The organism is Geomonas diazotrophica, assembly GCF_019063885.1.
Taxonomy (GTDB): Bacteria; Desulfobacterota; Desulfuromonadia; order Geobacterales; family Geobacteraceae; genus Geomonas; species Geomonas diazotrophica.
The window spans coordinates 4,473,429-4,498,243 of the sequence record NZ_CP077684.1 but is presented as its reverse complement, the minus strand read 5'-3'; the positions used below and the strand labels follow the sequence as shown (position 1 = coordinate 4,498,243).

The window sequence follows — 24,815 nt, the reverse complement described above, 5'->3', positions numbered from 1 at the left end:
CAAGTCGCTTTCTCAAACGAAAAGGCGCCCCCTGCGTGGCAGGGGACGCCTTCTTTTGTTTTACGGCCATTTTGTACGGAACGCTAGTCGCAGCTGAAGTTGGACTCGATGCGGCGGTTTTGCTGCTTGCCTGCCGCAGTTTTGTTGCTCGCCACCGGTTTGGTCGGCCCGTACCCTACCGCCTTGATGCGGTCCGGCGCGATGCCGAAGTTCTTGACCAGGTAGTTGCGCACGCTGTCTGCGCGGCGCTGCGAGAGCTTCATGTTGGCGGCCTTGTCCCCGACGCTGTCGGTATGCCCTTCGATGGTCCCCTTGGCGTTGGGGAACTCCTTCAGGAAGTCGGCCAGCGCCTTCAGCTCGTTGTGGTACTCGGCCTTGATGTCAGACTTGTTGGTGTCGAACTTTACGTTGATCACCGTAGGCTTGCACAGCTTGGCCGGCTCGGGGGGCGGCACGACCACGACCGGTGCGGGCTTCGGCGCCGGCACCGGCACCGCCACGTCGACCTTCGCCATGCTCTTCGCGCTGCCACCGGCACCGGTGCAGGTCAGGATGTAGTTGGCGCTGTCCTGCGGGGTAATGACCATAGACCCCGCCGGCTGCACCGGCCCTATGCCCGGTTCGATGACGCAGTTGGTCGCGTTGCTTGATTGCCAGTTAAGGGTGACGGAGTCTCCCTTGGTGACCGAAGCAGGCGTGATGGTCAACTGGTCCGTGGGAGCGGCGGGGGGCGGCGGCTCGACCGCCTTGGGCGCGGGCTTGGGCGGCTCGGGAGCCTTGGCCGGGCAGAGAGCCTTGGCCTTGGCGGTCGCATCCTTGGCGAGCGCAATCGCTTCTTCGGTGTGGCAGGCCCTCAGGACGTCGTAGGCCTGGTTCTTGGCGGCTTCGGCCTGCGCGAACTCGGCCGGGCAGAGCTTGTCCTTTCCCTCGGCGCGTGCCGTTTCCACGGCTTTGTCCGCCTGCTGGACGTCGGCGACGATGTAGTAGCCGGGGATATTGCCGCGCCCGTTGTTCACCTCGTAGTGGGCGCAGCCGGACATGGCTCCCACCGACACCAAAGCTGCCAGCAGCAAAGCCCCCTTCAACTGTTTCTCTCTTCTCATGTTGCCTCCTTATCACATTTTTCCCATTCTACTGTCAGTCGGAATGTCGCGACTGGAACAGGGGGCGGGATCATAAAAACAGCCGACTTCGGATATTGGTTGATCTGCAGTCGCAGCCAACACATACCAAGCCGGCGGATATAAACTTACATTGAAATGATTAGGTATTCCAGCAGAGGTCGGAATTAATTTGTCTTCACACTGTTGGTGGGTGTGCTGTGCTGATTTGAGGATCATCACTTCGTAGGCTCTTGAGAAGACGGCCGCCGTTGCGGGTCAGCGGCCGTCGATACGTAAAGGCGCGCGGTGCTACAGTGACCGCGGATTGCAGAGGTAATCCTCCTCGTCCGCCTTGGCTCGGCACCGGTTGCAGACGAATTTAGGTCTGGCCGAATGCTTGTCGATCTCTTCGATCCTCCCCTCATGTTTCAACTGGCACATATGCGCCGGGTGTTGTTTCGGTTTTGGGCAGCTTTCCTTCTCGCTCATGTCGTTCTCCTTTTCGTGCGAGTTGATGCCCCTATCATAGCAGGTCTCCCGTGACGTTGGCGAACTTCCCCCTCGAAGCTGGGAAATCTTGGTATTCCAGACTTCATATATTCTAATTGACGTACGAGAATGAAAGTTCTATAAATCCACGGAAGACGGGTAGGCATTGACCCGAATGATCCCGCAATTGCAACGCAGCCATCGCAGCTTCTTCTGGAAAATTCTTGGGCGCCAAGCGCAAAGGAGGAACAATGGCCCTGAAGGACGTACGGATACTGATAGTCGACGACGAGGCGTTTTATCGTGATTCGTTGCGCGATATCCTCAGCAGGATCGGGTTCACGGTAGTTGCCGAGGCGGCAGACGGAATCGAGGCGGTGCGGATGTTTCTCACACATCGCCCGCATATCGTGATAATGGACGTCTACATGCCGGTCAAAAACGGTATCGACGCCACCAGGGAGATGATCGCGCTGAACAAAAACGCCAATGTGCTGACCAGCAGCGCCTCGGATTGCCCCAGTGACACCAACGCGGTGATGAAGGTCGGGGCCAAGGGGATACTCAAGAAACCTTTCGAGCCAAGAGAGATTTACGACACCATCAAGCAAGTCCTGTGCGGCGCCTGAAACGGCAAACTGGCGTATTTTCTTCTTTGTTCCATATTTCATCCTCAATTTCCTTTTAACCTGTAGACGGTGGCAACATGCCCCGGGGAAAAAGGAGACTCGAGATGAAAAAGAAAATCCGGTATCTGATCGCACTAGTGGTGTTACCGTCACTGCTGTCGGCCTGTGTTGTCGTGCCGTTCGATGATTATTACCGCGGACAGCATCACGGAGGGTATTACAACGACTACGATGGCCGCTATGGACGCGGTCCGTACGGTGGGCGCAGGTAGTTTTTCTCGAAAGCTGCCCCGACGGAACGGTCCTTGGCCGTTTGGGATTCCCCGTCGGGGAGTTTCGGTAAAAGCCGCCCCTTCATATCACGCCAGGCCAACTCCTCGCCCCCTCATACCACCACCTTTTAGGGAAACGAGGCGTTCATTTTCTAATATAGGGGTCACTTTAAATAAAAGTAGACCCGCTTTTTCTAATGTAAGACCTGCTTTAAAAAAACGAGGGCCGCTTTTTGTTAAACAAAGCGGTTCAAACACGACAAGCCCCTGCAATTTAGCCGAAGCGCCCTTCACCATCGCAATTCTCCCCTCACTTTTGGCGTCAACGCCCCCTTTTATCCCCGTGAAGGAGGGGTGGTGCTTAATGAAGAGCCCGGTTTATTTAATCTACGACCTTTTTTAAATTAAATACGACCGTCTTTAAATTAACTACGACCTGCTTTTTGTTAACTCTGGTCTGCATTTTCTTAAACACGGTCCGCTTCCGCTTAGGTACCGCCTGGTACCAGTTAGCTACGGCCTCTTCGCTGTAAATATCGCCCGCAGCGGTGCCGGGTGCCCTTCAATCGTCTTCTCCGCGTCATCAGGATCAAGAAAATCCGCCAGCGACTCAAACTGCATCCACTCCGTCGAACGCTGTTCCTCCCGACTGGTGCGGTTGGTGTCGACGCAGGCAATCTGCGTGAACCCGCAGCGCTGCAACCACAGGGTCATCACGGCAATGGACGGGAGGAACCAGACATTGCGCATCTTGGCGTAACGTCCCTGAGGCATGAATACCGTAGCCTCGTCGCCTTCCACAATGAGCGTCTCCAGGATCAATTCTCCTCCTGGGCGCAGGCATCCCTTGAGCTCGAAAAGATGGTCGAGGGGAGAACGACGGTGGTACAGGACTCCCATCGAGAAGACGCTGTCGAAGCAGGCGAGATTCGGGGGAACGTCCTCGATGCCGATGGGGATGACGTGGTGCCGCGGGTCGCGAAGGTAGCGCTGCATGACCTGGAACTGCTGCACCGAAAGCAGGAAGGGCTCGATGCCGAGAACGAAGTCGGCGCCGGCGCCGCGCATGCGCCAGCCGTGATAGCCGTTGCCGCAGCCGACGTCGAGCACCCTTCGTCCGGCCAGCGGCGCGATGTGTGGCACAACGCGCTCCCACTTCCAATCTGAGCGCCACTCGGTATCGATCCCGATGCCAAAGAAATTGTAGGGGCCTTTGCGCCAGGGGTGAAAAGCCCGCAGCTGCGTTATGACGTCTTCACGGCTTATTTCGCCGAGATCGGCATCGGATCCGATGGTGACACTGTCCTGCAGCTCGATGCGGGATGGGAGTATATCCGGCAGCGACTGCAGGGCGCTCTGCCACCCCGACAGCTTGCCGTGGCTTTCGAGGAGCAGTCTCTCCGGCAGGGTCGCCTGCAGCTGCTCTGCCCAGCGCTCATGGCCCATATCGACGAGTTGGGGATAGAGGGAGTCGTAGAAGTTCATTTCATTGCGACCAGCGAGGCGAAGTTGAAGCACTGGAACCAGACTTCAGAGGAAGTGAATCCGGCCGCTTTCAGCCGCTCGTGGTGACAGGCGAGGGTCTCCGGGATCATCACGTTCTCCAACGCGGACCTTTTCTGGCTGATCTCCAGATCGCTGTAACCGTTGGCCCTCTTGAAGTCGTGGTGCAGCTCTACATGAAAATGCTGCCGTTCCGGCTCACTGAAGGCGATCTTTTCCGAGAGGATGAGGATGCCGCCAGGCCTGAGCCCGGCGTGGATCCGCTGAATCAGTTCCAGGCGCTGCGCCGGGGGAATGAACTGCAGGGTGAAGTTGAGGACCACCACCGAGGCGTTCTCGACCGTGACGTCCTGGAGATCGGCACAGACCATGGTCACCGGGACGGTCGGCCCGGCATCGCGGGCGAGGAGCTCACGGCCCCGCTCGATCATCGCCGGGGAGTTGTCGACGGCGATGATGTCGCACTCCGGCTGGTTGATCCGCTGGCGCATGGCGAGGGTGGCCGCCCCGAGGGAACAGCCGAGATCGTAGCAGTGGCTCCCGGCCTGGGCGTATTTCCCGGCGAGGATCCCGATATTGGAGATGATCATGCCGTAGCCCGGGACCGAGCGTTGGATCATGTCGGGAAAGACTGCGACGACCCGTTCGTCGAACTTGAAATCGATCAATTCCTGCAGCGGCGCCGCGTAGATAGCATCCTTCGTCTTTGTCACTGTCTTCAGGTCCTTTTAGACTGGCAATCAGTAAAAAGTCGAAGATAGCGGGTTTGCTGCCGAACATCAACCCCTTGTTGAATAAGCGACCAAGACGGTTCAGCGCAGGAATGCCACGTCCTTGAGAAGGTCGAGCAGTTTCTGCACCTTCGGCGAGGGCTCTCCCTTGGTGATCAGCATGACCGACGCGACGACGGTCAGGCTCCCCGTCCCCGGGACCCGCACGCCGCGGGAAACCAACGCGCTGGGACCGATGCCGACGGCGCCGGGTGTCTCCAGCACTTTCGCTCTCATTTCCTCGACGCTTGCCACCGGAAGAAACCTGGAGACAACCTGTTCACCCTCCAGCACTTTTCTGATGAAGAGCTCGTTCTCCCCGTCAGCGGCCGGGGACCAGACCACGACAATGTGCCGGTTAGGGCCGCCAACCTTCTTCCAGTTGGTGATCTTGCCGGTGAAGATCGCCTTTAACTGCTTTCTGGTCAGTTTCTTGATTTTTACGCCCTGGTTGAGAAAGACGACGGTCTCGTTGGTACCGACCGGCACCTCCCGGAACTCATCTCCGTCCAGCGCCGTTTCGTTAGCAGCTGCTCGCTCAAGGAAAGTCTGCAGGTCGAGGGTCGAGACGACGGCATCGAGGGAGCCACTGTCAAGGTCCGCCAGCTCCGTCCCCGGTTTACTCTGCACGGTGACCAGGCGCAGAGACGGGTTTTCGTCTTCAAAGGTCTCCTTTACCGGTGCGATGACCTCGGTCAGTGCGGTGTCGCCACCACCGATCCTGATCACCTCAGGTGTCGAAGTCTGATTTGCCGCATCTTTTTTGAACGTCGTACACCCTGCGCTGAAGCAGACGGCGATGACCAGCATGCAGAGTGAAACAGATCGTTTCATTACAACCCTCCTGCGCATTACATCGTGTTTCTTTATGAACAGCACCTGTGACAAGCCTCAGGCGCATAGACTTTACTGCAAATATTCCGGCCCAATATCATCCAATTCTTGTCAATAATCAACACAGGATTTTACAAAATCTATTCCATGCGTCAGTTTGAACTTGGATAGGCTCGTCTGGAGTTTTTTTAAAGCAATATCAATTTATTCAAAAGTATCCATCTGTCATCGGTGGCGCTTTGCCATGTTTTGCCATGTCACTATTTACAAGGGAAACGTTGTTGGTAACATTAATGAGCCGAAACGGCCACCACTGTCGAGGAGTTCATCATGCAAAAGACCATGCGCGCGCTGGTTAAGAAATACCCCAAGCCGGGACTATGGCTGGATGAGGTGCCGGTACCGGAGATGGGCATCAACGACGTCCTTATCAAGGTGCACAAGACTGCGGTCTGCGGCACGGACCTGCACATCTGGGACTGGAACACCTGGGCCCAGAAGACGATCCCGGTGCCTATGGTGATCGGGCACGAGTTCGTGGGACGGGTGGTTGCGATGGGGAGCAACGTCGCCGACCTCAACATCGGGGACATCGTCTCGGGCGAGGGGCACATCGTCTGCGGCAGGTGCCGCAACTGCCTGGCGGGGAGACGGCACCTGTGCAAGGACACCAACGGAGTGGGGGTGAACCGCACCGGCGCCTTTGCGGAGTACATCTGCATTCCGGTGACCAACGTCTGGCATGCGGACCCCTCGATTCCGATGGAGATCCTGAGCATCTTCGACCCCTTCGGCAACGCGACCCACACCACACTCGCCTTCCCGGTGCTGGGGGAGGACGTGCTGATCACGGGGGCGGGGCCGATCGGTATCATGGCTACCGCCATCGCCCGCCACGCCGGGGCACGCTACATCGTCACCACGGACATGAACCCCTATCGCCTCGAGCTCGCCAGGAAGATGGGGGCAACGGTGGCGCTCAACGTAAAGGAGAGGACCCTCGCGGACGTGCGCAAGGAGCTGGGGATGAAGGAGGGATTCGACGTGGGCCTGGAGATGTCGGGCAACGGCAACGCCTTCAAGGAGATGCTCGCCAACATGTGCCACGGCGGCAAGATCGCCATGCTCGGGATCCCGTCAGGGGACCTCGCCATCGACTGGAACCAGGTGATCTTCAACATGCTTACCATCAAGGGGATCTACGGCCGAGAGATGTACGAGACCTGGTACCTGATGCAGTCGCTGATCAAGATCGGGCTGGATCTCACCCCGGTGATCACGCACCGGATGCACTACACCGAGTTCGAGGAGGCCTTCAAGGTGATGAGCAGCGGCAACGCCGGGAAGGTCATACTCAACTGGGTGGAGGAGTAGCGGAAGGTCTCCCCTCGCCCTTAGGGAGAGGGGCGGGGGTGAGGGGTTCCCACGAAGCAGATGAGTAGCCGCCAGCGCCCCCACCCGGCCTTCGGCCACCCTCTCCCGGAGGGAGAGGGACTTGGACTTGAGAGGAGTTACGAGAGATGAGCGACAAATTCGCCTGGATAACCGAAGAGATGAAGGCCCTGGAAGAGCAGGGGCTTAGGACCAACATCCGCACCATCGGCTCGGCCTGCGGCCCCTGGATGGTGGTGGACGGGAAGAAGGTGCTGAATTTCTGCACCAACAACTACCTGGGACTCGCCAACCATCCGCGCCTGAAGAAGGCGGCGCAGGAGGCGGTCGAGCAGTGGGGTGTCGGTCCGGCGGCGGTGCGCAGCATCGCGGGGACGCTGGAACTGCACCGCAGGCTGGAACAGCGCCTGGCGGCGTTCAAGGGGGTTGAGGACGCGCTCTACGTGCAGTCGGGCTTCTGCGCCAACCAGGCGGCCATCCCTCCCATGGTCGGCAAAGGGGACGTGATCTTCACCGACAAACTGAACCACGCCAGCATCATCGACGGCTGCCGGCTGTCATCGGCAAAGATCCTGGTCTACGAGCACTGCGACCTCGCCGACTGCGAGCGGGTCATCACCGAGAACATCGGGCAGTACCGGCGGGCGCTCCTCATCACCGACGGGGTCTTCTCCATGGACGGCGACGTCGCCCCCCTGGACAAGCTCTTCGAGCTCTGCGAGCGTCACGGCATCATCACCATGGTGGACGACGCCCACGGCGAAGGGGTGCTCGGCCGTGGCGGGCGCGGCATCGTCGACCATTTCCACCTCAACGGCAAATTCGACCTGGAGATCGGCACGCTGTCCAAGGCGTTCGGAGTCATGGGCGGGGTCATCGCCGGGAAAAAGGTGGTCATCGACTGGATCCGGCAGAAGGCCCGTCCCTTCCTCTTCTCCAGCGCGGTGACCGCGGCAGACACGGCCGCCTGCCTCGCCGCCGTGGACCTCCTGGAGGAGAGCACCGCACTGGTGCAAAAGCTCTGGGACAACACGCGCTACTTCAAGGAAGGGATGCGCCAGTCCGGTTTCGACATCGGGGCGAGCGTCACTCCCATCACCCCGGTCATGCTGGGGGAAGCGACCGTGGCGCAGGAGTTCTCGCGCAGGCTCTTCGCTGCGGAGCCCGGCATCTTCGCCATGCCCATCGGCTTTCCCACCGTTCCGCAGGGTAAGGCACGGATCCGCGTGATGATCAGCGCCGCTCACACGCAGGATGACCTGGAAATGGGGCTCAACACCTTCACCCGCATCGGCCGCGAGCTCGGCGTGATCGGCTGATCATGCTTTACCCCCCTCCCCCTTGACGGCAGGGGGAGGGAATCTTCGCCTTCGGTGTTCACACACTCATCCCTTAGTTTATTCATATTTCGACTTAAGCTGTCTGTTGTGCCATCCGATAAACACTCAAAACAACATCCGTGTCAGTAACAGACACTTTTAAGTGAATTGCAACCCTCGGGAGGTGCTGCATGTCATACCCCAAACGGCTCTGCATCACGGGGTCAAAATTTCTTCTTCTGTTGTGTCTGATCGTCTGGGGTCACTCTTCTGCCCATGCGGCCAATTTCATCGTCATCGCGAACAAGAGCGTCGTGGAAAGCACCCTGACCAAGGCCGAATTGCAGGGCATCTACCTCGGCGAAAAGGTGAAGTGGGGCAACCGGAAACACATCAAGATCGCGGTGCTGGAAGAGGAGCGGACGCTCAAGGAGTTCCTGCAGGCGATCCTCGGCAAGACCCCTTCGCAGTTCGACCAGCATTGGGTCCGGATGGTGACCACCGGGAAGGCGTCCATGCCTCCCGCCTTCACCGAAACCCAACAGATGATCGATTTCGTCGCCAGGACCCCCAATGCCATCGGGTTCATAGCCCACGGACAGACGGGCGATGCCGTAAAAACCATTGTCATCAAGTAGGGGAGATTTCGATATGAAGAAAGCTTTGACTGCGATGATGCTGCTCGCCTTTGCCGGATCGGCCCACGCCGTGGAACTAGCCGGCGTCGAGATCCACGGTTTCGCCTCGCAGGGGTACATAAAGACCTCCCCTGACAACAATTTCCCCGTATCCAACAGCGGGGAGGGCTCTTTCAACTTCAACGACTTCGCCGTGAACTTCTCCAAGGAGGTCAACCCCGACCTGCGCGTCGGCCTGCAGCTGCTGGCCATGGACCGCGGCAGCTACGGCAAGGACAAGATCACCCTCGACTGGGCCTTCGGCGACTACCGCGTCACCGACTGGCTCGGCTTTCGGGCCGGGAAGATCAAGATCCCCCTGGGGCTGTACAACGAGTCGCGTGACAACGACGCCGCGCGCACCTTCATCTTCCTGCCCCAGAACGAGTACTACGACTACGAGCGGGACTCGGTGAACGCCATAACCGGTGCAAGCATCTACGGCTCGATCCCTGCCGGGTCGACGGGCACGGTGAACTACCAGTTCCAGATCGGCACCACCCCGATCCCCCTGGACGGCGCTTCGGCCAGGAACTACTCGGCCTACATCTCCACCGTGGACGCCCCCCTTACCACCACCGACGTGAACTCCGCCACCGCGTTCGTGCACCACCTGGAATGGAGAACGCCGGTCGGGGTGCGTGCCACGTTCAGCGGGCTGCACACCTCCTTCGACGGCACCGCCACCGGGATCTACACCGATCCGGTCACCTCCGCCACCACCCCGGTCACGGCAAAATGGAAGTTCGATTCCTGGCACCGCTACATACTGGGCATCGAGTACGTCCTTGACGACCTGACCCTTGCCACCGAGTACCAGCGGGACAACTACACGGTGTCGGCGGACTACCAGAACCCGTCCCTGGAGAACTTCACCTCCAAGCAGGCCTCCGACGGCTGGTACGTCAGCGCCGCCTATCGTTTCACGGACTGGTTCGAGCTGGGGGGGTACTACACGGAGATCTACGCTGACCGGCATCACCGCGATGGATCGACCTTCGAGGAACTGGGCGTGGGGGCTCCCTGGCAGACTTGGCAGAAGGAAAAGGTGCTGACACTTCGTTTCGACCCGGTGCGCAACCTGGTGCTCAAGGTTGAAGGACACCTGATCGATGGGACGTGGAACATGTCCGAGTACACCGAGGCCTCCAAGCGGAACTGGTACCTGCTCGCCACCAAGGCAACGGTATTTTTCTAGGCGGGGCTCAGCGGACTAGCTCGAAACCTTGATGCTCCTTGGGTTGCAGACCACCAGCGGGTCGTTCGCCTGCACCTTGCACTTGTTGCAGTAGACGATCGGCTTTTCGGTGTGCCGGTCGAATTCCTCCATCCTGCCGTCCTTCTTCAGCTTGCACATGTGGGCCTTGTGCCGTGCCGGGTGCTCGCACTTCTGTTTTTCTCCCATCGATAAATCCCCTCTTCAGTTCCCTCTCCCTTTGGGAGAGGGTGGCCGCAGGCCGGCTGAGGGCACTGCCGCGAAAATAGATCCTTGCCTATTGCAACGCCCTCACCCCGACCCTCTTCCGGAGGGGGAGGGAGCTTCCAAAGAGAGGTCTGGCCGCTCGCTTTGAAGAGAGAGGTATCGCCCCTCATCCTCGTTCCCTGCGGGAAAGGGAGGAGGAGATAACGCGAATCGACAGCTTAAGGAGTTCCGTACAGCGCCAGGGTAAGCAGAGCCGGAAAGATGTTCACGCCGGCGAAGGCCGCACCTTCCCAGCGCTCAAACGGATAAAGCAACAACGGCAGGCAGAAGGCGAGACACCACAGGGGGGCATTCTGCCCCGCGATCAGACCGAAAACCGGCAGCATCAGCGTTGCCGCGACGGTGGCCAGAAGCCAGAGCACCAGAAACGGTGCCGGCCCACGGAAGGAACGCGGCACGAAAAGCGGCACCCCGGCCCGGCGGTAGTCCTCGGCGTACCGTTTCTGCAGCATCCAGAAGTGCGGCACCTGCCACAGGTAGAGGATGCCGCAGAGCAGGACGATCCTGAAGTCGGCCGGAGCACCCCCGGCCGCGCTCCACCCGATGAGGGGCGGCAGCGCTCCGCAGACGGCGCCGACCAGGAGGGCGAACGGGGTGCGACGCTTGAGGGGGGTGTAGACGAGGAGGTACCAAAGAAGTGTAAAGAGGGCGAGGCAAAGCGGCAGGAGACCGCTCTGGTTGAGGAGCAGCACCCCACCCCCGAGGGCGAGCAGGGCGATCGACAATCCGCCCAGCGGTCCCAGCTCCCCCGAGGCGACGGGACGGAACCTGGTGCGGTTCATCAGGGCATCGAGGTCGCGCTCCAGCACCTGGTTGAATGCCGAGGCGGCGCAGGCCATCAGGGCCACACCCGCACAGAGAACAAGCGCCTTCGAATCCGGCCGGGTCCGACAGAGCAGGTAGCCGCCGAGGGCCGCCGCCGCGTTCATCAACGAAAGCGGGAGCCGGAACAGGCGGTAGAGCCCTTTGCTTTTTTTCAAAACTGCAGCCGCGATCACTTCTCCCCTTCCAGGAATTCCACTATCGCCTTCAGCTCTGCTTCCGGCATCTCGGTCTTGGGCATGATCGGGGGGAAGCCCTCCACGACGGCCGCACCGGGGTCTAAAATGGATTCGCGCAGATACTTCTCGTCAGCCTTCACGGTCTCCGGCTTGCCGCCGCGGGTCACCTTGACCTGGCTATCGTAAAGCCCCTTGAAGGTCGGCCCAACCTTCGGGGTGCCGTCCAGGGAATGGCACCCCAGGCAGCCGTACCGCTGCAAGAGCTCCTGTCCCTTTGCCCCAACGCCGGCCGGCTTCTGCCCGAGCCACGCCGCGAACTGCGCCGGCGGCAGTGCCTCGACCGTACTGATCATCGCGGAATGTCCGGTCCCGCAATACTGCGAGCAGAAGAGATCGTAGCTGCCTGGACTGGTCGCCACGAACCAGACGTGGTTCTTCATACCGGGCACAACGTCGCGCTTGATCCTGAAGGCGGGAACGTAGAAGCCATGCACCACGTCCTTGGAGATAAGGTTCACCTGCACCGGCTTGCCGACCGGCACGTAGAGCTTCGGACTGCTCTTGCCGTTGTCGTAGATGAAGTTCCAGGACCACATCCGCCCCTCTGCCGTCACCTGCATGGCGTTTTTCGGCACGGTTCTGAGCGACAGGTAGCTGGTCCAGCCGTAGTAGAACATGCCGATCACCAGCAGGGTCGGGAGCAGGGTCCAGACGACCTCGAGAAGCGGGCTTCCCGCCACCTGGGAAGTCGGCTCAGGGTTCTTGGAGCGGCGGTAGCGCACCACGAAGTAGATCATGGTGATGGTGATCCCCAAAAGGAGCACCGTGCAGGCGCCGAAGAGGAACTTGAACACCGGGTCGACGGCTTGCGTCGTTGTCATAAGCTGATTTTCCACGTTCGCCCCTTTAACGGTAGAGTACGTCGAAGAAGGTTCCCCCGATGAAGCCCGCCAGGGTGAAGAGCGCCACGAACAGGATGATCCTGAACAGCCGCGGCTCGTACTTCATGTGCATGAAGAAGGCGATCACCAGCCCGGACTTGATGCTGGCGATGGCGAGCGCCGCCCAGACCTTCCAGACCCCCAGCTCGACCCGGGTGACCATGATGGTCGCCGCGGTCAGGACCAGCAGCGTCACCCAGACGGTGGTCAGTTTTCCGTAACTCAGGATGTGTTCCGCGTGTTCCTCTGTCATGCTACTCTCCGGAAAAACAGGTTAAGATTAAGACTAAGATAAAGTTGAAGCCGAACCATTGACGAAGTATGCCACTGACCACCTGCCTAGTCTTTTCTTAATCTTAATCTCAGTCTAAATCTGCTTTTAAAGTATCAGGTAGTAGAGCGGGAAGATGAAGATCCAGACCAAGTCGACCAGGTGCCAGTACAGGGTGACGTTTTCCAGCGTCACGTTGTCGCTCGCGTTTAGCCTCTCTTTTTGCACCATCACCGCGGTCCAGCTCATCAGTACCGCGCCCACGATGACGTGGATGCCGTGCAGGCCCGTGGTGAGGTAGTAGAGACTGAAGAATATGGACTCGCCCGGGGGGCCAGCGATCAGCTTCGGGGAGTTCGGGTAGATGCCGTGATGAAATTTTGCGCTCCACTCCAGGTACTTGATCCCCAGGAAGATGAACGCGCAGCCCACCGTCCCGGAAAGAAGGCCGAGGGTGAGTTTCTTCGCGCCGGTCTTGATCGCGGTCACCGACATGGCCGCGAACAGGGAGCTGGTCAGGAGCACAACGGTGTTGGTGGCGCCGTAGACCAGGTCGAGCTGGCGCCCTCCCAGACCGAACTCCTTGGGGTAGCGGGTCAGGTACACCGAGTAGAGAAGGAAGACGCCGCCGAAAAGGAGCATCTCCGTGAACAGGAACAACCACATGCCGAGCTTGGCGCCGAAACTGTCCTTTTCCAGGTGACTCATGGAACCCCCGCCCCTTTGAAATCGTACGGCCCGTGGGTTACCACCGGGTCCTCTTCGAAGTTCTCGGTGGGCGGAGGCGTCGCGACGCTCCACTCAAGGGTCGCCCCACCCCAGGGGTTACCGGCGAACGCCTCGCCCTTGAAGAGCCCGTGCCAGAGGTTCCAGACCACGATGATGACCCCGGCTATCAGGATCCAGCTCCCGACGGTGGCCACGAAGTTCAGCCGGGCGAATTCTGGGAGGTAGTCGTAGTAGCGCCGCGGCATCCCCTCCATCCCCAGCACCTGCATGGTGAAGTAGAGGATGTTGAAGCCGATGAACATGAAGACCCACCCCACGATGGCCGGCTTCTCCTGGTACCTGCGCCCGAAGTACTTGGGGAGCCAGTAGTGGGCCGCCGCGAAGAAGGCGAAGCCGGTGCCACCGAACATGACGTAATGGAAGTGCCCTACCACGAAGTGGGTGTCGTGCACGTGGATGTCGGTGGCGGCCGCGCCCAGGATCAGGCCGGAGAGACCGCCGATGGAGAAGAGCAGGATGAAGGAGAGCGCGAAGAGCATGGGCGCTTCCAGCGAGATCGAGCCCTTGTACATGGTGGAGACCCAGTTGAAAACCTTGATGGCCGACGGGATCGCCACGATGAAGGTCAGAAATGAGAAGACCAGCACGCCGGTGTCGCTCATCCCCGAGGTGTACATGTGGTGCCCCCATACCGCGGAGCCTGCTGCCGCGATGGCGAGGCTCGAGAAGGCGATCATCTTGTAGCCGAAGATCGGCTTTCTGGAGAAGACCGGGATGATGTCGGAGATCACCCCCATGCCCGGCAGGATCATGATGTAGACCGCCGGGTGCGAATAGATCCAGAACATGTGCTGGTACATGACCGGATCGCCGCCGCGGGTGGGGTCGAACAGCCCCAGCCCCAGGATCCTCTCGGTGACCACGAGCAGCAGAGTTATGGCGATGATCGGGGTGGCGAGCACCTGCACCCACGCAGTCGCGTAGAGGCTCCAGGTGAAGAGCGGGATCCTGGTCCAGGTCATCCCCGGAGCACGCATCCTGTGGATGGTGGTAATGAAGTTGATCCCGGTCAGGATGGAGGAGAAGCCCAGCACGAAGACGCCGAATACCGCCAGCGAGACGTTGGTGGTGGTGCGGGCACTGAAGGGTACGTAAAAAGTCCAGCCGGTGTCGGGTGCACCGCCGCCGGTGAAGAGCGAGACCAGCACGATGATGGCGCCGGTGGCGTAGAGCCACCAGGAAAAGAGGTTCACCCGGGGAAAGGCGACATCCCGAGCGCCGAGCTGTATGGGGAGCACGAGGTTCCCGAACGAGGCCGGTATTCCTGGGATGATGAAGAGAAAGATCATCACCACCCCGTGCACGGTGAACAGAGCGTTGTAGGTCTTCGCGGTCATGATGGTCGGTCCCGGCGCCATCAGCTCCAGCCGGATCAATAGTCCGAGGAAGGCCCCGACCAGGAAGAAGCCGAGCACGCAGTAAAGGTACATCAGCCCGATCCGCTTGTGATCGGTCGAGAATATCCAGGCTCCGATCCCTGTCCTCCCGGTATCCCGCCAGAAGCCGCCTTCCGCCATTGCCGTCTCTTGACTCATTTTTCCCCCGAAACATGCAGCGCCCGCGTAACTAGGCGTCGTTGTCATTTCCCTTGTCATTGCTGTTGCTGGCGTTGCTGCCGTTTTTCCCGTTTTTTCCCCCCACCACCAGGAAGATGATGAAGCCAACCACGCAGACGATGATCGCCGTCGCGCTCACCCGGAGAATGTTGAACTCGTAGCTCTTGCTGTTGGGATCGAAGCTGAAGCAGTAGCTCACCATCTTGCTTATGGTTGTGCCGATGCGCCCCTGGCGCGCTTCCATCAGGGCGAGGGTAAGGTCCTTGGGAAGGAACTGCGTGCCGTAAAGGTAACGCACGATCATGCCGTCCCGCGCCACGACGAAGCTGACCACGGGATGCACGAAGTCGTTGCCCTTGCGTTGGAAATGGAACCCGGCCGCATCGGTGAGCCTCCGTATGCTGGCGGCGTCGCCGGTGAGGAACGTCCAGTTCCCCTGCGGGAATTTCCCCTTCATCACCGTCTGGTACAGGTGCTTCGACTTCAGTGCCCGCTGCGGGTTCTCACGCTCGTCGAAGCTGACAGAGATGACCCGATATTCTCTCCCCGGTTCCAGCTTGATCTCGGGGAGCGCCCTGGCCAGCCCTTCCTGCAGATAGTTGCAGACGTTGGTGCAGGAATAGTAGACCGGGAGGATGATGGTCGGGCCGGTGATCAGTTCCTGCAGGCGTCGCTGGCGCCCGTCTTCGTCCTTGAATACCAGGTCCAGCGGGATCTTCGCTCCCAGCCGCTCGTCGAGCCCCACGTTCGCATCCGCCTGTGGTGCGCCCTCATGGTGGGCGGAGGCGTCCTCCTCGCTATGGGCGCGCACGGCTGCCGGGAGCAGCAACAGGACCACCGCTCCCAACAACGCCGCCCGCCTGAGAAAACGAATGATGAGCCTCAATTCCATTAGACCTCTCATGGGAAAAACAAGTGCTCATTATAAATCAATCTTCCCGGCTGTCCACATGAGGTGAAATTATTTAGAACCGAGCCGCCCGTCTGCGGCTTTTCCCCCTGCGATGTTGGGTTGGATGCGCCACCGGGGAAGATTAAGCTTGACTTAATTTTGTTATACATTAGACTGCACCAATATTGTTCCTCATATGGCAGGCAGGTCGGGGAGCGGTCCGAGGCTTTCCCGGCAACAAGGAGGCCGACGATGAAGAGTTTTCCTTGCAAGATCGTGATGGCAGTAATCATACTCTCCTGCGGTTTCGTGATGCAGATCGAACAATCGGAAAAAGTCCAGCAGAGGCAGAGAAACCAGCAGATCAACAACCCCGAAATAGCCGCCAGCCTCGCCGCCGCCCAAGATCGGCTGCACCAAGGCGGGCGCTCTTCCTGGTAAACGCGTATATGAACGTGCTTCATGCGTCATCTCGTTCATAGGGGTCGCAGCTCAATTCAACGTATACGAATCAATATCTTTAAAGTTTTCCCCTTTACCAGACGATAATCTCCTTGAGTGTGCAAAGCCGAGAAAAGGAGATCGTCCATGTCTTTTAGTGCCCGCCTAATCACGATCAACCTGATTGCTGTCTGTGCGACGGTCACCTCTACCATTGCCTTGGGGAATTGCGGCAACATCCTGACAATGGTGGCGGCCGGAACCTTCATCTTTGTAATTTCCGCGCTGGCCAGCTGGCTGGTGGCCCGCTCCGAATCGCGGGTCCTGCGGGAGATCGCCGACGCACTGGAGGCCGCGGCCCAGGGCACGCTCTCCCGCCGCGTCGAGGACATCCCCAGCGGCGAGATCGGGCGTATCGCAAACGCCTTCAACAACATGATGGGGGACTGGAACAAGACCATGCACCAGTTCTTTACCGTGACCGACCTGGTCAGGGACTCCGTTGCACTGGTGAGCGCCACCAACGACGCCATGGCGTCCGCCGCCGAAGACGTCGCCATGCAGGCGTCCACCATCGCCACCGCCAGCGAGGAGATGTCGGCCACCTCCGCCGACATCGCGCGCAACTGCATCTACGCCGCAGAAAATGCCCACAAGGCCACCGCCGAGACCAACGCCGGTGCGGAGATCGTCAGGAACAGCGCGGTACTCATGGAGAACATCGCGCAGCGGGTCACCTCCACCTCCACATCGGTGGCGGGGCTTGGTGAGCGTTCCGACCAGATCGGCGCCATAGCCGGCACTATCGAGGACATCGCCGACCAGACCAACCTCCTCGCATTGAACGCGGCCATCGAGGCCGCCCGCGCCGGCGAGACCGGGCGCGGGTTCGCGGTCGTAGCGGACGAGGTACGGGCCCTGGCCGAGCGGACCACCCGAGCCACCAAGGAGATCGACACCATGATCAAGTCGATCCAGAGCGAGACGCGGGACGCCGTCGGCGCCATGAGCGAGGGGGTGGCGCAGGTGAACCAGGGAACGGCCGAGACCTGCCGCTCCGGCGAGGCCCTGAACGGGATCCTGAGCATGATCAACGACCTGACCATGCAGCTCTCCCAGATCGCCACCGCCGCCGAGGAGCAGACCGCCACCACGCACGAGATCACCGGCAACATCCAGATGATCACCAGCGTGGTCAACAGCAACGTGGAGAGCGCCCGCAACACCAAGGCCGCCACCAGCAAGCTGGTGCAGCAGGTGGACGAGCTGCACGAACTGGTTTCGCACTTCCAGCTCTCCGACGCCATGGTCTGGGACCAGAGCTTCGCCACCACCATCAACACCTTCGACGAGCAGCACAAGAAGCTGTTCGCCATGGTGAACGAGCTGGCCCAGGCGATGCAGCACAAGCGGAGCAAGGAAGTCATCGGTTCCGTGCTGCAGCGCCTGATCGAGTACACCGGGAGCCACTTCGCCGCCGAGGAAGAGGCTTTCCGCAAATCCGGCTATCCCGAGGAGACCGCGCACGTCCAGCAGCACAAGGCCCTGGTGAGCCAGGTGCTCGAGCTCCAGCAGAAATTCAATTCGGGCGAAACGGTGCTCACCCACGACGTCATCGAATTCCTGCAGAACTGGCTGGTGAACCACATCAAGGGGACCGACAAGCGCTACGCCCCCCACCTCACCAAGGCCGGCGTCCGCTAAGGTAAAACCATTTAACAGGGATAAAGGGGATAAAAGGGATAACTGCGTAAATCAGAAGCTTAGGGTTTTAAACCAAAGCCGTGTGGTTTTCGCTGTTCATCCCTTCTATCCTTTTTATCCCTGTTAATTTGTTTTGCCGTTCCCCCTTCCCAATGAATTAAACCGGTTCTACTTCCCCTCGTTTTCTGCTACATTTCTTGGGCCACTATTCTCGCCCAAGAGGTTGCCATGTCAGACAAAACCGCACTCCTGCTGCTCCAGATGGGAGGCCCCGATTCACTGGACGCCGTGCACCCTTTCCTCATGAACCTCTTCACGGACCGCGACATCATCAAGATCGGGCCGGCCTTTTTGCAGCCTTTCATCGCCCGGCGCATCGTCAACAAGCGGGCCCCCAAGGTGGAGGAGTACTACCGCCAGATCGGCGGCAAGTCCCCGATCCGTGAGCTGACCGAGGCCCAGGGAGCGGGACTGCAGGCGCTTCTGGGCGAGCGCTTCCGCTCCTTCGTCGCCATGCGCTACTCCCGCCCCTCTACCATCGATGCCTTGGCGGCGATCAAGCGTGAGGGGATCAAGCGCGTCGTGGCTCTCTCGCTGTACCCGCACTACTCCAAGGCAACCACCGGTTCCAGCGTCAACGAGCTGCAGCGCGTGCTGAAGGAATCGAAGGCCGACTTCGAGATCACCTACATCGACCGTTTCTACAACCATCCGCTCTACATCAAGGCGCTGGCCGGGAAGGTGATCCGGGGGCTGCAGGCGTTCCCGGACCGCAAGGACGTGGAGATCGTCTTCTCGGCCCACTCGCTTCCCCAGTCCTTCATCGACGAAGGCGACCCGTACCTGGCGCACATCCAGGAGACCGTGCGGCTGGTGATGGAACAGGTAGGCGAGGCGAGCCACTTGCTCTGCTTCCAGTCCAAGGCGAGCAAGGTGAAGTGGCTGGAGCCCTCCACCGAGGCGACCCTCGAGCGGTTGGCCAAGGAGGGGAAGGAGAACCTGTTGATGGTGCCGCTTTCCTTCGTCTCCGACCATATCGAGACCCTCTACGAGATCGACATCCAGTACGCCGAAGAGGCGAAGGCGCACGGCATCAAGCGCTTCGTCAGGACCGAGTCGCTCAACTCCGACCCGATGTTCCTGGATTGCCTGGCGGACCTGGTACGGACGACGGTAAAAGCATGAAAACCTGCAGCATCTGCAAGACCGAGTACGACGAGAACGAGCCGGATTCGCTGTACGGCGAGGCGGGGGAGTGGCTGGCGGAGGAATTTTTCAAGGACGCGGGCGAGCTCTGCAAAAGCTGCCGCGAGAACCGCGCCCGGCTGGTCATGATGTACGGGCACGAGATGAATACCTAAAACCTGAAACCGTCAGCCACGGATAAAATCTGAGGACATCTGAGAAAACCTGAACCCCTAAAGTCTTTGTTTTGGTTCTCTCTGATTTACTCCGAACTTCTCCATGGCTAATGGTTTGGTTTTTTTTGGAGCTTTTATGGATCGGATAACCCTGGACGGCATCAACCTGACCCTCGCCAACCCCATCGAGCTCCCCCTGCGCTGGGTGGGGGACGAGGAACTGCTCCGACAGCTTCTGGCTGCCTGGATGGTGATCGACGAGCGCGACATCCCCTTCAACCCGCGCCTGATCGGCAAGCCGGGGGTGGGCAAGACCACCCTCGCCTACGCCGCCGCGAAGAAGCTGGGACGCAAGGTCTACCTGTTCCAGGCCACCATGGACACCCGCCCCGAGGACCTGATCGTGACGCCGGTGATCGGCCCCGAGGGGACCATCCAGTACGCCGCCTCCTCGCTGGTCTCGGCCATGATTTCGGGGGGCGTGCTGATCCTGGACGAGGGGAACCGGATGAGCGAGAAGGCATGGGCGTCCCTCGCGCCGCTCCTTGATGACCGCCGCTACGTCGAATCGATCATCACCGGTCTCAGGATCCAGGCACACCCGGACTTCCGGATCGTGGTGACCATGAACGAGGACTCCTCCACCTTCGAGGTGCCGGAGTACATCCATTCCCGGCTGCAGCCGCAGCTCTTCATCGACTTCCCCGAGGCGGACGAGGAACTGGCCATCCTGAAGGAGAATCTTCCCTTCGCCGGCAGTTCAATCCTCAACTACGTCGTGCAGTTCCTGCAGCGCGGCCACGCGGCGGACGAGCCCTACTCGGTGCGAGACGGCATCAACATCGCCCGCTACGCCTTAAAGATGATGGCGGCGACCGAGAAGGACCCGCGCGAACTCCTGCCGCTTGCCGTGGAGCGGATACTCGGGGAAGAGGCGCTCCGTTACCTGAAGTAAGACTTCGTCCATTCCATTACCCTCTCCCCCCGGCAGAGGGTGGCCGCAGGCCGGGTGAGTGCGACGCCACAAAGGACCAAGCTGCCGCATGCCCTCACCCCTGCCCCTCTCCCGGAGGGCGAGGGGGATGAACTGCGGCATCTAAAATCAGCTCCACACCTTTTACTTATGTCCGACCACCTCTACTTGGAACAATTCGGCAACGTCCACGCCCTCCCCATCCTGCATTACCGGATGGAGTTCGCCCACCTGGTGCGGGAGGCGTTCGAGACGGTGAAGCCGGACTGCATCGCGCTGGAGCTCCCACAAACGCTGGAGCAGCAGTTCCTGCGCGGCGTGCGGCGCCTGCCTGAGATCTCGGTGCTCGCCTACCACGTCGGCGGCCAGTCCGTGTTCCTCATCATCGAACCGGCCGACCCCCTTATCGAGGGGGCGCGGCTCGCCCTTGAAAACGAGGTCCCGCTGCACCTGGTCGACATCGACCTCGACTCCTACCCTTCACATCCCGAGCAGCTCCCCGATTCCTACTCGGTGCAGCGCATCGGCCTGGAACCGTTCTACCGCGAGGTGGCAAAGCTCTACCGCGAGATCCCGACCGGCGAGGAGGATCTGCGCCGCGAGCGTGGCATGGTCTACCGCCTGAGGCAGCTCTCGGCACAGCACGAGCGCGTCCTCTTCATCTGCGGGATGTCGCACCTGGAGCGGATCCGCCGGGATTTCGACGCGCCGCAGGCCCAGCCCCTGACCCGCACCCGCCGCGAGGGGATCACCATCTTCAACCTGCACCCGGAATGCTGCCACGAGGTCCTGGCCGAGTATCCCTTCCTCTCCGCCCTCTACGAGACCAGGCGATCGCCCCTTCCCCCCGAACCCGCGTCCGGCGGTCCTTCGCTGCGAAAGAGCTTCAACGCGTTTGAGCTGATCCTTGGGGGGAAGCAGACTATCCCCGAGGAGGAGGCGCTGGCCGAATCGGTGCAGAGAAGCGCGCACCGGATCGGTCCGGAGGGGGAACTCCCCGACCGGCAGAAGATCATGCTGCGGCTCTTTCTCGAGGCGGCCCGGCACTACCGGCAGGAGACCGGGGACAAGGTGCACTTCTGGCAGAAGCGCGCCTTCTTCCGCTTCGCCAGAAATTACGCCCTGTTGTCGCGCATGCTGCTCCCCGACCTGTTCCAGATGCTGGCCGCAGCGCGCGGCTGCCTGGACGACAACTTCGCCTACGCCTTCTTCCGGCTCGCCGCCCACTACCCCTGGCAGCGCGAGGCGAGCGACATCCCCACCCTGCGGCTGTCGGCCGCCGAGCTCTGGTCCGCCACCAAGAGGATCCGGTTTCGCCCGCGCGAGCAGGTGCGCGCCAAGGGGCTCTCGCGGCTCAAGATGATGAACCGGAAGAAGGAAAAGCGCCCCGGCGACTGGCTGGAGGGGTTCGACGATCCGTACATCTGCTCCTATCCGCCCGAGGACATCAACATCGAGGAGTACGGCCGCAACCTGAAGCGGATCGGGGCCCGGCAGTTGAGCGAGGAGGCGAGCAAGTCAGAGCCGTTCACCTCGTCTCTTCTGGACGGGATCGACATGCGCGAGACCCTGCGCAACGTGCACGAGGGGAAGATCTACGTCAAAGAGAACAAGCGGTTGAAGAGCGGCGTGGGGTGCGTCGTGGTGATCCTCGACGAGGACAAGGAGGGGACGAAGTACCCGTACTGCATGACCTGGTTGGGCGAACATGAGCAGGAATCGGACATGGCCTTCTACGCCACGCCCCCTACCGACAACATCGTGGGTCCCGGCATATCGCGCTGCGAGTACGGGGGATTCCTGTTGAGCTATCCGCCGCGGCGCATGGTCGACGTCTGGCACGACCCTGACTACCGGCTCGCGCTCGGGAAGGGGGAGCATCTCCTGATGGCGGCGCTCGACTACTCGCTGGAGAAGGACGTGGTGTACGCCGCCGCCAAGCCGCCGCGCAGTTTCATGAAGCAGCACGCGGCCCGGCTGGGGAAAAGGATCATCTACCTGCCGCTCGGGAGTCTTTCCCCCGTGGCCCTCAAGAAGCTCCGGGCCTTCCACATCCTCTACGGTCGCGACAAGCGTGACATCGCCAAGGATTACGTTTGGTGAGAAGGTCGGGGCGGTGACGGGCGAATGATTATTCGCCCCTACAGGTGGACGAGGTTTTGTAGGGGCGAATAATCATTCGCCCCGCGTGCGACCGGGGGAGACGTCCCCAGAAATTAAAAAGGCCCTCGAAGCGGAGGGCCTTAGTCTTAGTCTTAGTCTTAATCTTAGTCTTAATCTTAGTCTTAGTCTCAGTCTTAATCTCAATCTTAGTCTCAGTCTTAATCCCAGTCTTTACGCTTACCCCTTCCTCAACACCCTCTTGTCCCCCATCCGGATGGTGAGCTTCTCCTGGTCGAAGTACTCCAGGAGCGGGATCATGAACTTCCTGGACAGGCCGGTCAGGTCCCGGAACTCGGGCGGGGTGATCTCCCCCTTCTCCTTCAGGTGGGCCACCAGCTTGTCGCGCAGCTCGTTGACGGCGCCGGGGGCGTAGAAGATGTCCCCCTTGATCTTGGCCACCCTCCCCTCGCGGAACATCATGTTGGCGTGATCGAGCACCTGCTTCTCGGTGGCGCCGACCAGGTCGCAAAGCTCCTTCAGGGTGGGAGGCTCGAACCACGCCTTGGTGAGCGCCTCCTCGAGGGCACGCTGCACGCTCGCCTGGTCCTGGGTCACGCCGACCTTGCGCCCGGGGAGCTTCACCAGCTCGCGGTCGGAAAGCGCCAGCCCGTCCTTCTCCAGACTCGACAGCACCGGGCCGAAGAAGCGGGCGTCGCTGCGCCTTGGGATCCTCGACTTCAGTTCTTCCTTGCCGATACCTTCCTGCATCGGGTTTTCCTGGAGATACTCCTGCAACTCCTCGGAAAGCCTCTGCTTCAACTGCGCGAAGGCATCCTTGCTGAGGAAGATGCGCGGCTCCTTCACCACCTGGAGCACGGCGCCGCTGGAAAGGAGCGGGGCCAGGGCCGCTTCGATCCTCTTGCCCGACATCCCGGAACGGTTCACCATCTCCTGGATGGAAATGCCGGAGAGAAGCGACGACTCGACCAGCAGCCGGATGCGCTCCTGGTCCACGCCTGATTCGACGGCCTCGAGCAGCGCGAGCGCCTCTGCGGAACGGCGGCGGCGGCGCGGCGGCGCGGGGTCCAGCACGGTCCCGCCGCCCAGGGTCGCCTGCGGCGAATAGGTGCGCAGCACGAACGGGTCGCCCGGCAAGAGCAGCACCGGGTGGTCGAGCCGGAGTTGCACGTAGGCACTTTCCCCGGGCTGAAGCGCGTCGCGGTCGAAAAGGATGATCTTGGCGGGGACCTCGTAGGTGGCCGAATGGAGGCGGACGCCGGCGCGGTGCTTCAGCTCCTTCCCCATTGAGGCGAGGTAGTTGAGCCGCACGTCGACGGCGCTGGTCGACTTGTAGAGCCCCTTGGGAACGACCACGTCGCCGCGCTGCACGTCGGTGTGGTCCACCCCCTGGAGGTTGACCGCGAGCCTTTCGCCCGCCCCACCCTTCTCTACCTTGGAGCCGAAGGACTGCACGCCGCGCACGCGGCAGGCGATGCCGGAGGGAAGGATCTCTACCTCGTCGCCCACGGCGATGCTGCCGGAGAGGAGCGTGCCGGTGACCACGGTGCCGAAACCGGTCACGGTGAAGACGCGGTCCACCGGAAGCCGGAAGGGGGAGTCGACCCGCTTCTGCTCGATCTCCTTGGCCATCTTGGTCAGTTCCGCTTTCAGATTGTCGATGCCGTCGCCGCTGCGGGAGGAAACCGAAACGATGGGGGCGCCGGCGAGGAAGCTTTCCGCGAGGTAATCGCGCACCTCTTCGGTGACCAGGTCGAGCCAGTCCGGCTCCACCATGTCCTTCTTGGTGAGCACCACGATGCCGCGCTTGACTCCCAGCAACTGGCAGATCTCCAGGTGCTCACGGGTCTGGGGCATGATCCCTTCGTCCGCCGCGATCACCAGGAGCACCAGGTCCATCCCGCCGACGCCCGCCACCATCGTGCGCACGAAGCGCTCGTGACCGGGAACGTCGACGATGCCAAAGCGCAGGTCCCCTGGAAGTTCCAGGTGCGCGAAGCCGAGCTCGATGGTGATGCCGCGGGCCTTTTCCTCCTTGAGGCGATCGGTATCGACCCCGGTCAGCGCCTTGACCAGCGAGGTCTTGCCATGATCTATGTGTCCGGCAGTGCCGAGAATGAGATGCTTCATGGTGTTGCTCCGTGAAAAAATTCTTTCTTATATCTCAATTTTTGAATCAAAGGTCAATCAGTGTTTCAATCCGAACAGCATTGATGCCGCCGCTACGCTGGAATGTCCACCGTAGGGGCGAATAACCATTAGCCCCCCTTGATCGCGCCTTAACCTCTCTCACC

At 60.6% G+C, this 24,815-nt stretch carries 26 protein-coding genes; 12 read left to right on the top strand and 14 right to left on the bottom strand.

Features of this window, described 5'->3' with window-relative positions:
• Positions 1-83 precede the first annotated feature (83 nt).
• Positions 84-1,103 carry an OmpA family protein gene (locus KP003_RS19880; RefSeq protein ID WP_216497167.1) on the bottom strand — a complete coding sequence of 340 codons (1,020 nt, stop codon included), beginning with the start codon at positions 1,101-1,103 and terminating at the stop codon, positions 84-86.
• 309 nt (positions 1,104-1,412) lie between these two features.
• The gene (locus tag KP003_RS19875; RefSeq protein ID WP_216497168.1) at positions 1,413-1,592 is read right to left on the bottom strand and encodes a hypothetical protein; all 180 of its coding nucleotides are present in this window, start codon (positions 1,590-1,592) and stop codon (positions 1,413-1,415) included.
• Positions 1,593-1,843: 251 nt separating this feature from the next.
• Between KP003_RS19875 and KP003_RS19870 the strand changes: the two genes are divergently transcribed.
• Positions 1,844-2,221 (top strand): response regulator, encoded by a 378-nt coding sequence (locus KP003_RS19870; protein ID WP_216497169.1) that lies wholly within the window; start codon positions 1,844-1,846, stop codon positions 2,219-2,221.
• 104 nt (positions 2,222-2,325) lie between these two features.
• The gene (locus tag KP003_RS19865) at positions 2,326-2,493 is read left to right on the top strand and encodes a hypothetical protein (RefSeq protein WP_216497170.1); all 168 of its coding nucleotides are present in this window, start codon (positions 2,326-2,328) and stop codon (positions 2,491-2,493) included.
• 87 nt (positions 2,494-2,580) lie between these two features.
• Here the strand turns inward: KP003_RS19865 and KP003_RS19860 are convergent, their stop codons facing one another.
• The 4 genes from KP003_RS19860 to KP003_RS19845 form a co-directional block, all read right to left on the bottom strand.
• A complete protein-coding gene (locus KP003_RS19860; RefSeq protein ID WP_216497171.1) occupies positions 2,581-2,790 on the bottom strand; it encodes a hypothetical protein in 210 nt (69 codons plus the stop codon).
• A gap of 216 nt (positions 2,791-3,006) precedes the next feature.
• Positions 3,007-3,978, bottom strand: a complete 972-nt coding sequence (gene cmoB / locus KP003_RS19855) for a tRNA 5-methoxyuridine(34)/uridine 5-oxyacetic acid(34) synthase CmoB (protein ID WP_216789812.1) — start codon at positions 3,976-3,978, stop codon at positions 3,007-3,009.
• Positions 3,975-4,709, bottom strand: coding sequence for a carboxy-S-adenosyl-L-methionine synthase CmoA (gene cmoA, locus KP003_RS19850; protein ID WP_216789810.1), 735 nt, complete (start codon positions 4,707-4,709; stop codon positions 3,975-3,977). Before cmoA ends, cmoB begins: the two co-directional genes overlap by 4 nt.
• A gap of 99 nt (positions 4,710-4,808) precedes the next feature.
• The gene (locus KP003_RS19845) at positions 4,809-5,600 is read right to left on the bottom strand and encodes a substrate-binding domain-containing protein (protein ID WP_216789808.1); all 792 of its coding nucleotides are present in this window, start codon (positions 5,598-5,600) and stop codon (positions 4,809-4,811) included.
• A gap of 330 nt (positions 5,601-5,930) precedes the next feature.
• On the opposite strand from KP003_RS19845, the gene tdh reads away from it, so the two are divergent.
• The 4 genes from tdh (at position 5,931) to KP003_RS19825 (ending at position 10,186) form a co-directional block, all read left to right on the top strand.
• Positions 5,931-6,974, top strand: a complete 1,044-nt coding sequence (tdh, locus tag KP003_RS19840) for an L-threonine 3-dehydrogenase (RefSeq protein ID WP_216497175.1) — start codon at positions 5,931-5,933, stop codon at positions 6,972-6,974.
• A 146-nt stretch (positions 6,975-7,120) separates the two neighbouring features.
• Positions 7,121-8,311 carry a glycine C-acetyltransferase gene (locus KP003_RS19835; protein WP_216789806.1) on the top strand — a complete coding sequence of 397 codons (1,191 nt, stop codon included), beginning with the start codon at positions 7,121-7,123 and terminating at the stop codon, positions 8,309-8,311.
• 191 nt (positions 8,312-8,502) lie between these two features.
• On the top strand, positions 8,503-8,949 hold the full coding sequence (locus tag KP003_RS19830; protein WP_216789805.1) for a type 2 periplasmic-binding domain-containing protein: 447 nt from the start codon (positions 8,503-8,505) through the stop codon (positions 8,947-8,949).
• A 13-nt stretch (positions 8,950-8,962) separates the two neighbouring features.
• Complete coding sequence (locus KP003_RS19825) at positions 8,963-10,186, top strand: TonB-dependent receptor (RefSeq protein WP_216789803.1); 1,224 nt, start codon at positions 8,963-8,965, stop codon at positions 10,184-10,186.
• A gap of 15 nt (positions 10,187-10,201) precedes the next feature.
• Here the strand turns inward: KP003_RS19825 and KP003_RS19820 are convergent, their stop codons facing one another.
• The 7 genes from KP003_RS19820 to KP003_RS19790 form a co-directional block, all read right to left on the bottom strand.
• A complete protein-coding gene (locus KP003_RS19820) occupies positions 10,202-10,393 on the bottom strand; it encodes a hypothetical protein (RefSeq protein WP_216497179.1) in 192 nt (63 codons plus the stop codon).
• Positions 10,394-10,629: 236 nt separating this feature from the next.
• On the bottom strand, positions 10,630-11,400 hold the full coding sequence (locus tag KP003_RS19815; RefSeq protein ID WP_216792031.1) for a protoheme IX farnesyltransferase: 771 nt from the start codon (positions 11,398-11,400) through the stop codon (positions 10,630-10,632).
• Between the two features lie 65 nt (positions 11,401-11,465).
• On the bottom strand, positions 11,466-12,353 hold the full coding sequence (gene coxB, locus KP003_RS19810; RefSeq protein WP_216497180.1) for a cytochrome c oxidase subunit II: 888 nt from the start codon (positions 12,351-12,353) through the stop codon (positions 11,466-11,468).
• Between the two features lie 25 nt (positions 12,354-12,378).
• On the bottom strand, positions 12,379-12,666 hold the full coding sequence (locus KP003_RS19805; RefSeq protein ID WP_216497181.1) for a cytochrome C oxidase subunit IV family protein: 288 nt from the start codon (positions 12,664-12,666) through the stop codon (positions 12,379-12,381).
• A 126-nt stretch (positions 12,667-12,792) separates the two neighbouring features.
• Positions 12,793-13,392, bottom strand: coding sequence for a cytochrome c oxidase subunit 3 family protein (locus tag KP003_RS19800; RefSeq protein WP_216497182.1), 600 nt, complete (start codon positions 13,390-13,392; stop codon positions 12,793-12,795).
• The gene (gene ctaD, locus KP003_RS19795) at positions 13,389-15,008 is read right to left on the bottom strand and encodes a cytochrome c oxidase subunit I (RefSeq protein ID WP_217300177.1); all 1,620 of its coding nucleotides are present in this window, start codon (positions 15,006-15,008) and stop codon (positions 13,389-13,391) included. Before ctaD ends, KP003_RS19800 begins: the two co-directional genes overlap by 4 nt.
• A 31-nt stretch (positions 15,009-15,039) precedes the next feature.
• Complete coding sequence (locus KP003_RS19790; protein ID WP_236026682.1) at positions 15,040-15,921, bottom strand: SCO family protein; 882 nt, start codon at positions 15,919-15,921, stop codon at positions 15,040-15,042.
• 252 nt (positions 15,922-16,173) lie between these two features.
• Between KP003_RS19790 and KP003_RS19785 the strand changes: the two genes are divergently transcribed.
• The 6 genes from KP003_RS19785 (at position 16,174) to KP003_RS19760 (ending at position 22,503) form a co-directional block, all read left to right on the top strand.
• Positions 16,174-16,362 carry a hypothetical protein gene (locus tag KP003_RS19785; protein ID WP_216497184.1) on the top strand — a complete coding sequence of 63 codons (189 nt, stop codon included), beginning with the start codon at positions 16,174-16,176 and terminating at the stop codon, positions 16,360-16,362.
• A gap of 147 nt (positions 16,363-16,509) precedes the next feature.
• A complete protein-coding gene (locus KP003_RS19780; RefSeq protein WP_216497185.1) occupies positions 16,510-18,066 on the top strand; it encodes a bacteriohemerythrin in 1,557 nt (518 codons plus the stop codon).
• A gap of 228 nt (positions 18,067-18,294) precedes the next feature.
• On the top strand, positions 18,295-19,251 hold the full coding sequence (gene hemH / locus KP003_RS19775; protein WP_216500529.1) for a ferrochelatase: 957 nt from the start codon (positions 18,295-18,297) through the stop codon (positions 19,249-19,251).
• Positions 19,248-19,427 (top strand): hypothetical protein, encoded by a 180-nt coding sequence (locus KP003_RS19770; protein ID WP_183344170.1) that lies wholly within the window; start codon positions 19,248-19,250, stop codon positions 19,425-19,427. Before hemH ends, KP003_RS19770 begins: the two co-directional genes overlap by 4 nt.
• A gap of 136 nt (positions 19,428-19,563) precedes the next feature.
• Complete coding sequence (locus KP003_RS19765) at positions 19,564-20,382, top strand: AAA family ATPase (protein WP_216500530.1); 819 nt, start codon at positions 19,564-19,566, stop codon at positions 20,380-20,382.
• A 168-nt stretch (positions 20,383-20,550) separates the two neighbouring features.
• Positions 20,551-22,503 carry a TraB/GumN family protein gene (locus KP003_RS19760; protein ID WP_217300176.1) on the top strand — a complete coding sequence of 651 codons (1,953 nt, stop codon included), beginning with the start codon at positions 20,551-20,553 and terminating at the stop codon, positions 22,501-22,503.
• A 237-nt stretch (positions 22,504-22,740) separates the two neighbouring features.
• Here the strand turns inward: KP003_RS19760 and selB are convergent, their stop codons facing one another.
• Entirely contained in the window at positions 22,741-24,651 is a 1,911-nt protein-coding gene (gene selB, locus KP003_RS19755) for a selenocysteine-specific translation elongation factor (RefSeq protein ID WP_216500532.1), read from the bottom strand.
• Between the last annotated feature and the right edge of the window lie 164 nt (positions 24,652-24,815).

Bases quoted from the DNA above. Each gene is read 5' to 3' on its own strand.
- selB (WP_216500532.1), bottom strand. From the start codon at position 24,651: ATGAAGCATCTCATTCTCGGCACTGCCGGACACATAGATCATGGCAAG.
- tdh (WP_216497175.1), top strand. From the start codon at position 5,931: ATGCAAAAGACCATGCGCGCGCTGGTTAAGAAATACCCCAAGCCGGGA.
- KP003_RS19805 (WP_216497181.1), bottom strand. From the start codon at position 12,666: ATGACAGAGGAACACGCGGAACACATCCTGAGTTACGGAAAACTGACC.
- KP003_RS19780 (WP_216497185.1), top strand. From the start codon at position 16,510: ATGTCTTTTAGTGCCCGCCTAATCACGATCAACCTGATTGCTGTCTGT.
- ctaD (WP_217300177.1), bottom strand. From the start codon at position 15,008: ATGAGTCAAGAGACGGCAATGGCGGAAGGCGGCTTCTGGCGGGATACC.
- KP003_RS19800 (WP_216497182.1), bottom strand. From the start codon at position 13,392: ATGAGTCACCTGGAAAAGGACAGTTTCGGCGCCAAGCTCGGCATGTGG.
- KP003_RS19865 (WP_216497170.1), top strand. From the start codon at position 2,326: ATGAAAAAGAAAATCCGGTATCTGATCGCACTAGTGGTGTTACCGTCA.
- KP003_RS19790 (WP_236026682.1), bottom strand. From the start codon at position 15,921: ATGGAATTGAGGCTCATCATTCGTTTTCTCAGGCGGGCGGCGTTGTTG.
- hemH (WP_216500529.1), top strand. From the start codon at position 18,295: ATGTCAGACAAAACCGCACTCCTGCTGCTCCAGATGGGAGGCCCCGAT.
- KP003_RS19765 (WP_216500530.1), top strand. From the start codon at position 19,564: ATGGATCGGATAACCCTGGACGGCATCAACCTGACCCTCGCCAACCCC.
- cmoB (WP_216789812.1), bottom strand. From the start codon at position 3,978: ATGAACTTCTACGACTCCCTCTATCCCCAACTCGTCGATATGGGCCAT.
- KP003_RS19820 (WP_216497179.1), bottom strand. From the start codon at position 10,393: ATGGGAGAAAAACAGAAGTGCGAGCACCCGGCACGGCACAAGGCCCAC.
- KP003_RS19830 (WP_216789805.1), top strand. From the start codon at position 8,503: ATGTCATACCCCAAACGGCTCTGCATCACGGGGTCAAAATTTCTTCTT.
- KP003_RS19785 (WP_216497184.1), top strand. From the start codon at position 16,174: ATGAAGAGTTTTCCTTGCAAGATCGTGATGGCAGTAATCATACTCTCC.
- KP003_RS19875 (WP_216497168.1), bottom strand. From the start codon at position 1,592: ATGAGCGAGAAGGAAAGCTGCCCAAAACCGAAACAACACCCGGCGCAT.
- KP003_RS19870 (WP_216497169.1), top strand. From the start codon at position 1,844: ATGGCCCTGAAGGACGTACGGATACTGATAGTCGACGACGAGGCGTTT.
- KP003_RS19860 (WP_216497171.1), bottom strand. From the start codon at position 2,790: ATGGTGAAGGGCGCTTCGGCTAAATTGCAGGGGCTTGTCGTGTTTGAA.
- KP003_RS19845 (WP_216789808.1), bottom strand. From the start codon at position 5,600: ATGAAACGATCTGTTTCACTCTGCATGCTGGTCATCGCCGTCTGCTTC.
- KP003_RS19880 (WP_216497167.1), bottom strand. From the start codon at position 1,103: ATGAGAAGAGAGAAACAGTTGAAGGGGGCTTTGCTGCTGGCAGCTTTG.
- KP003_RS19760 (WP_217300176.1), top strand. From the start codon at position 20,551: ATGTCCGACCACCTCTACTTGGAACAATTCGGCAACGTCCACGCCCTC.
- KP003_RS19835 (WP_216789806.1), top strand. From the start codon at position 7,121: ATGAGCGACAAATTCGCCTGGATAACCGAAGAGATGAAGGCCCTGGAA.
- KP003_RS19815 (WP_216792031.1), bottom strand. From the start codon at position 11,400: ATGAACGCGGCGGCGGCCCTCGGCGGCTACCTGCTCTGTCGGACCCGG.
- KP003_RS19770 (WP_183344170.1), top strand. From the start codon at position 19,248: ATGAAAACCTGCAGCATCTGCAAGACCGAGTACGACGAGAACGAGCCG.
- coxB (WP_216497180.1), bottom strand. From the start codon at position 12,353: ATGACAACGACGCAAGCCGTCGACCCGGTGTTCAAGTTCCTCTTCGGC.
- KP003_RS19825 (WP_216789803.1), top strand. From the start codon at position 8,963: ATGAAGAAAGCTTTGACTGCGATGATGCTGCTCGCCTTTGCCGGATCG.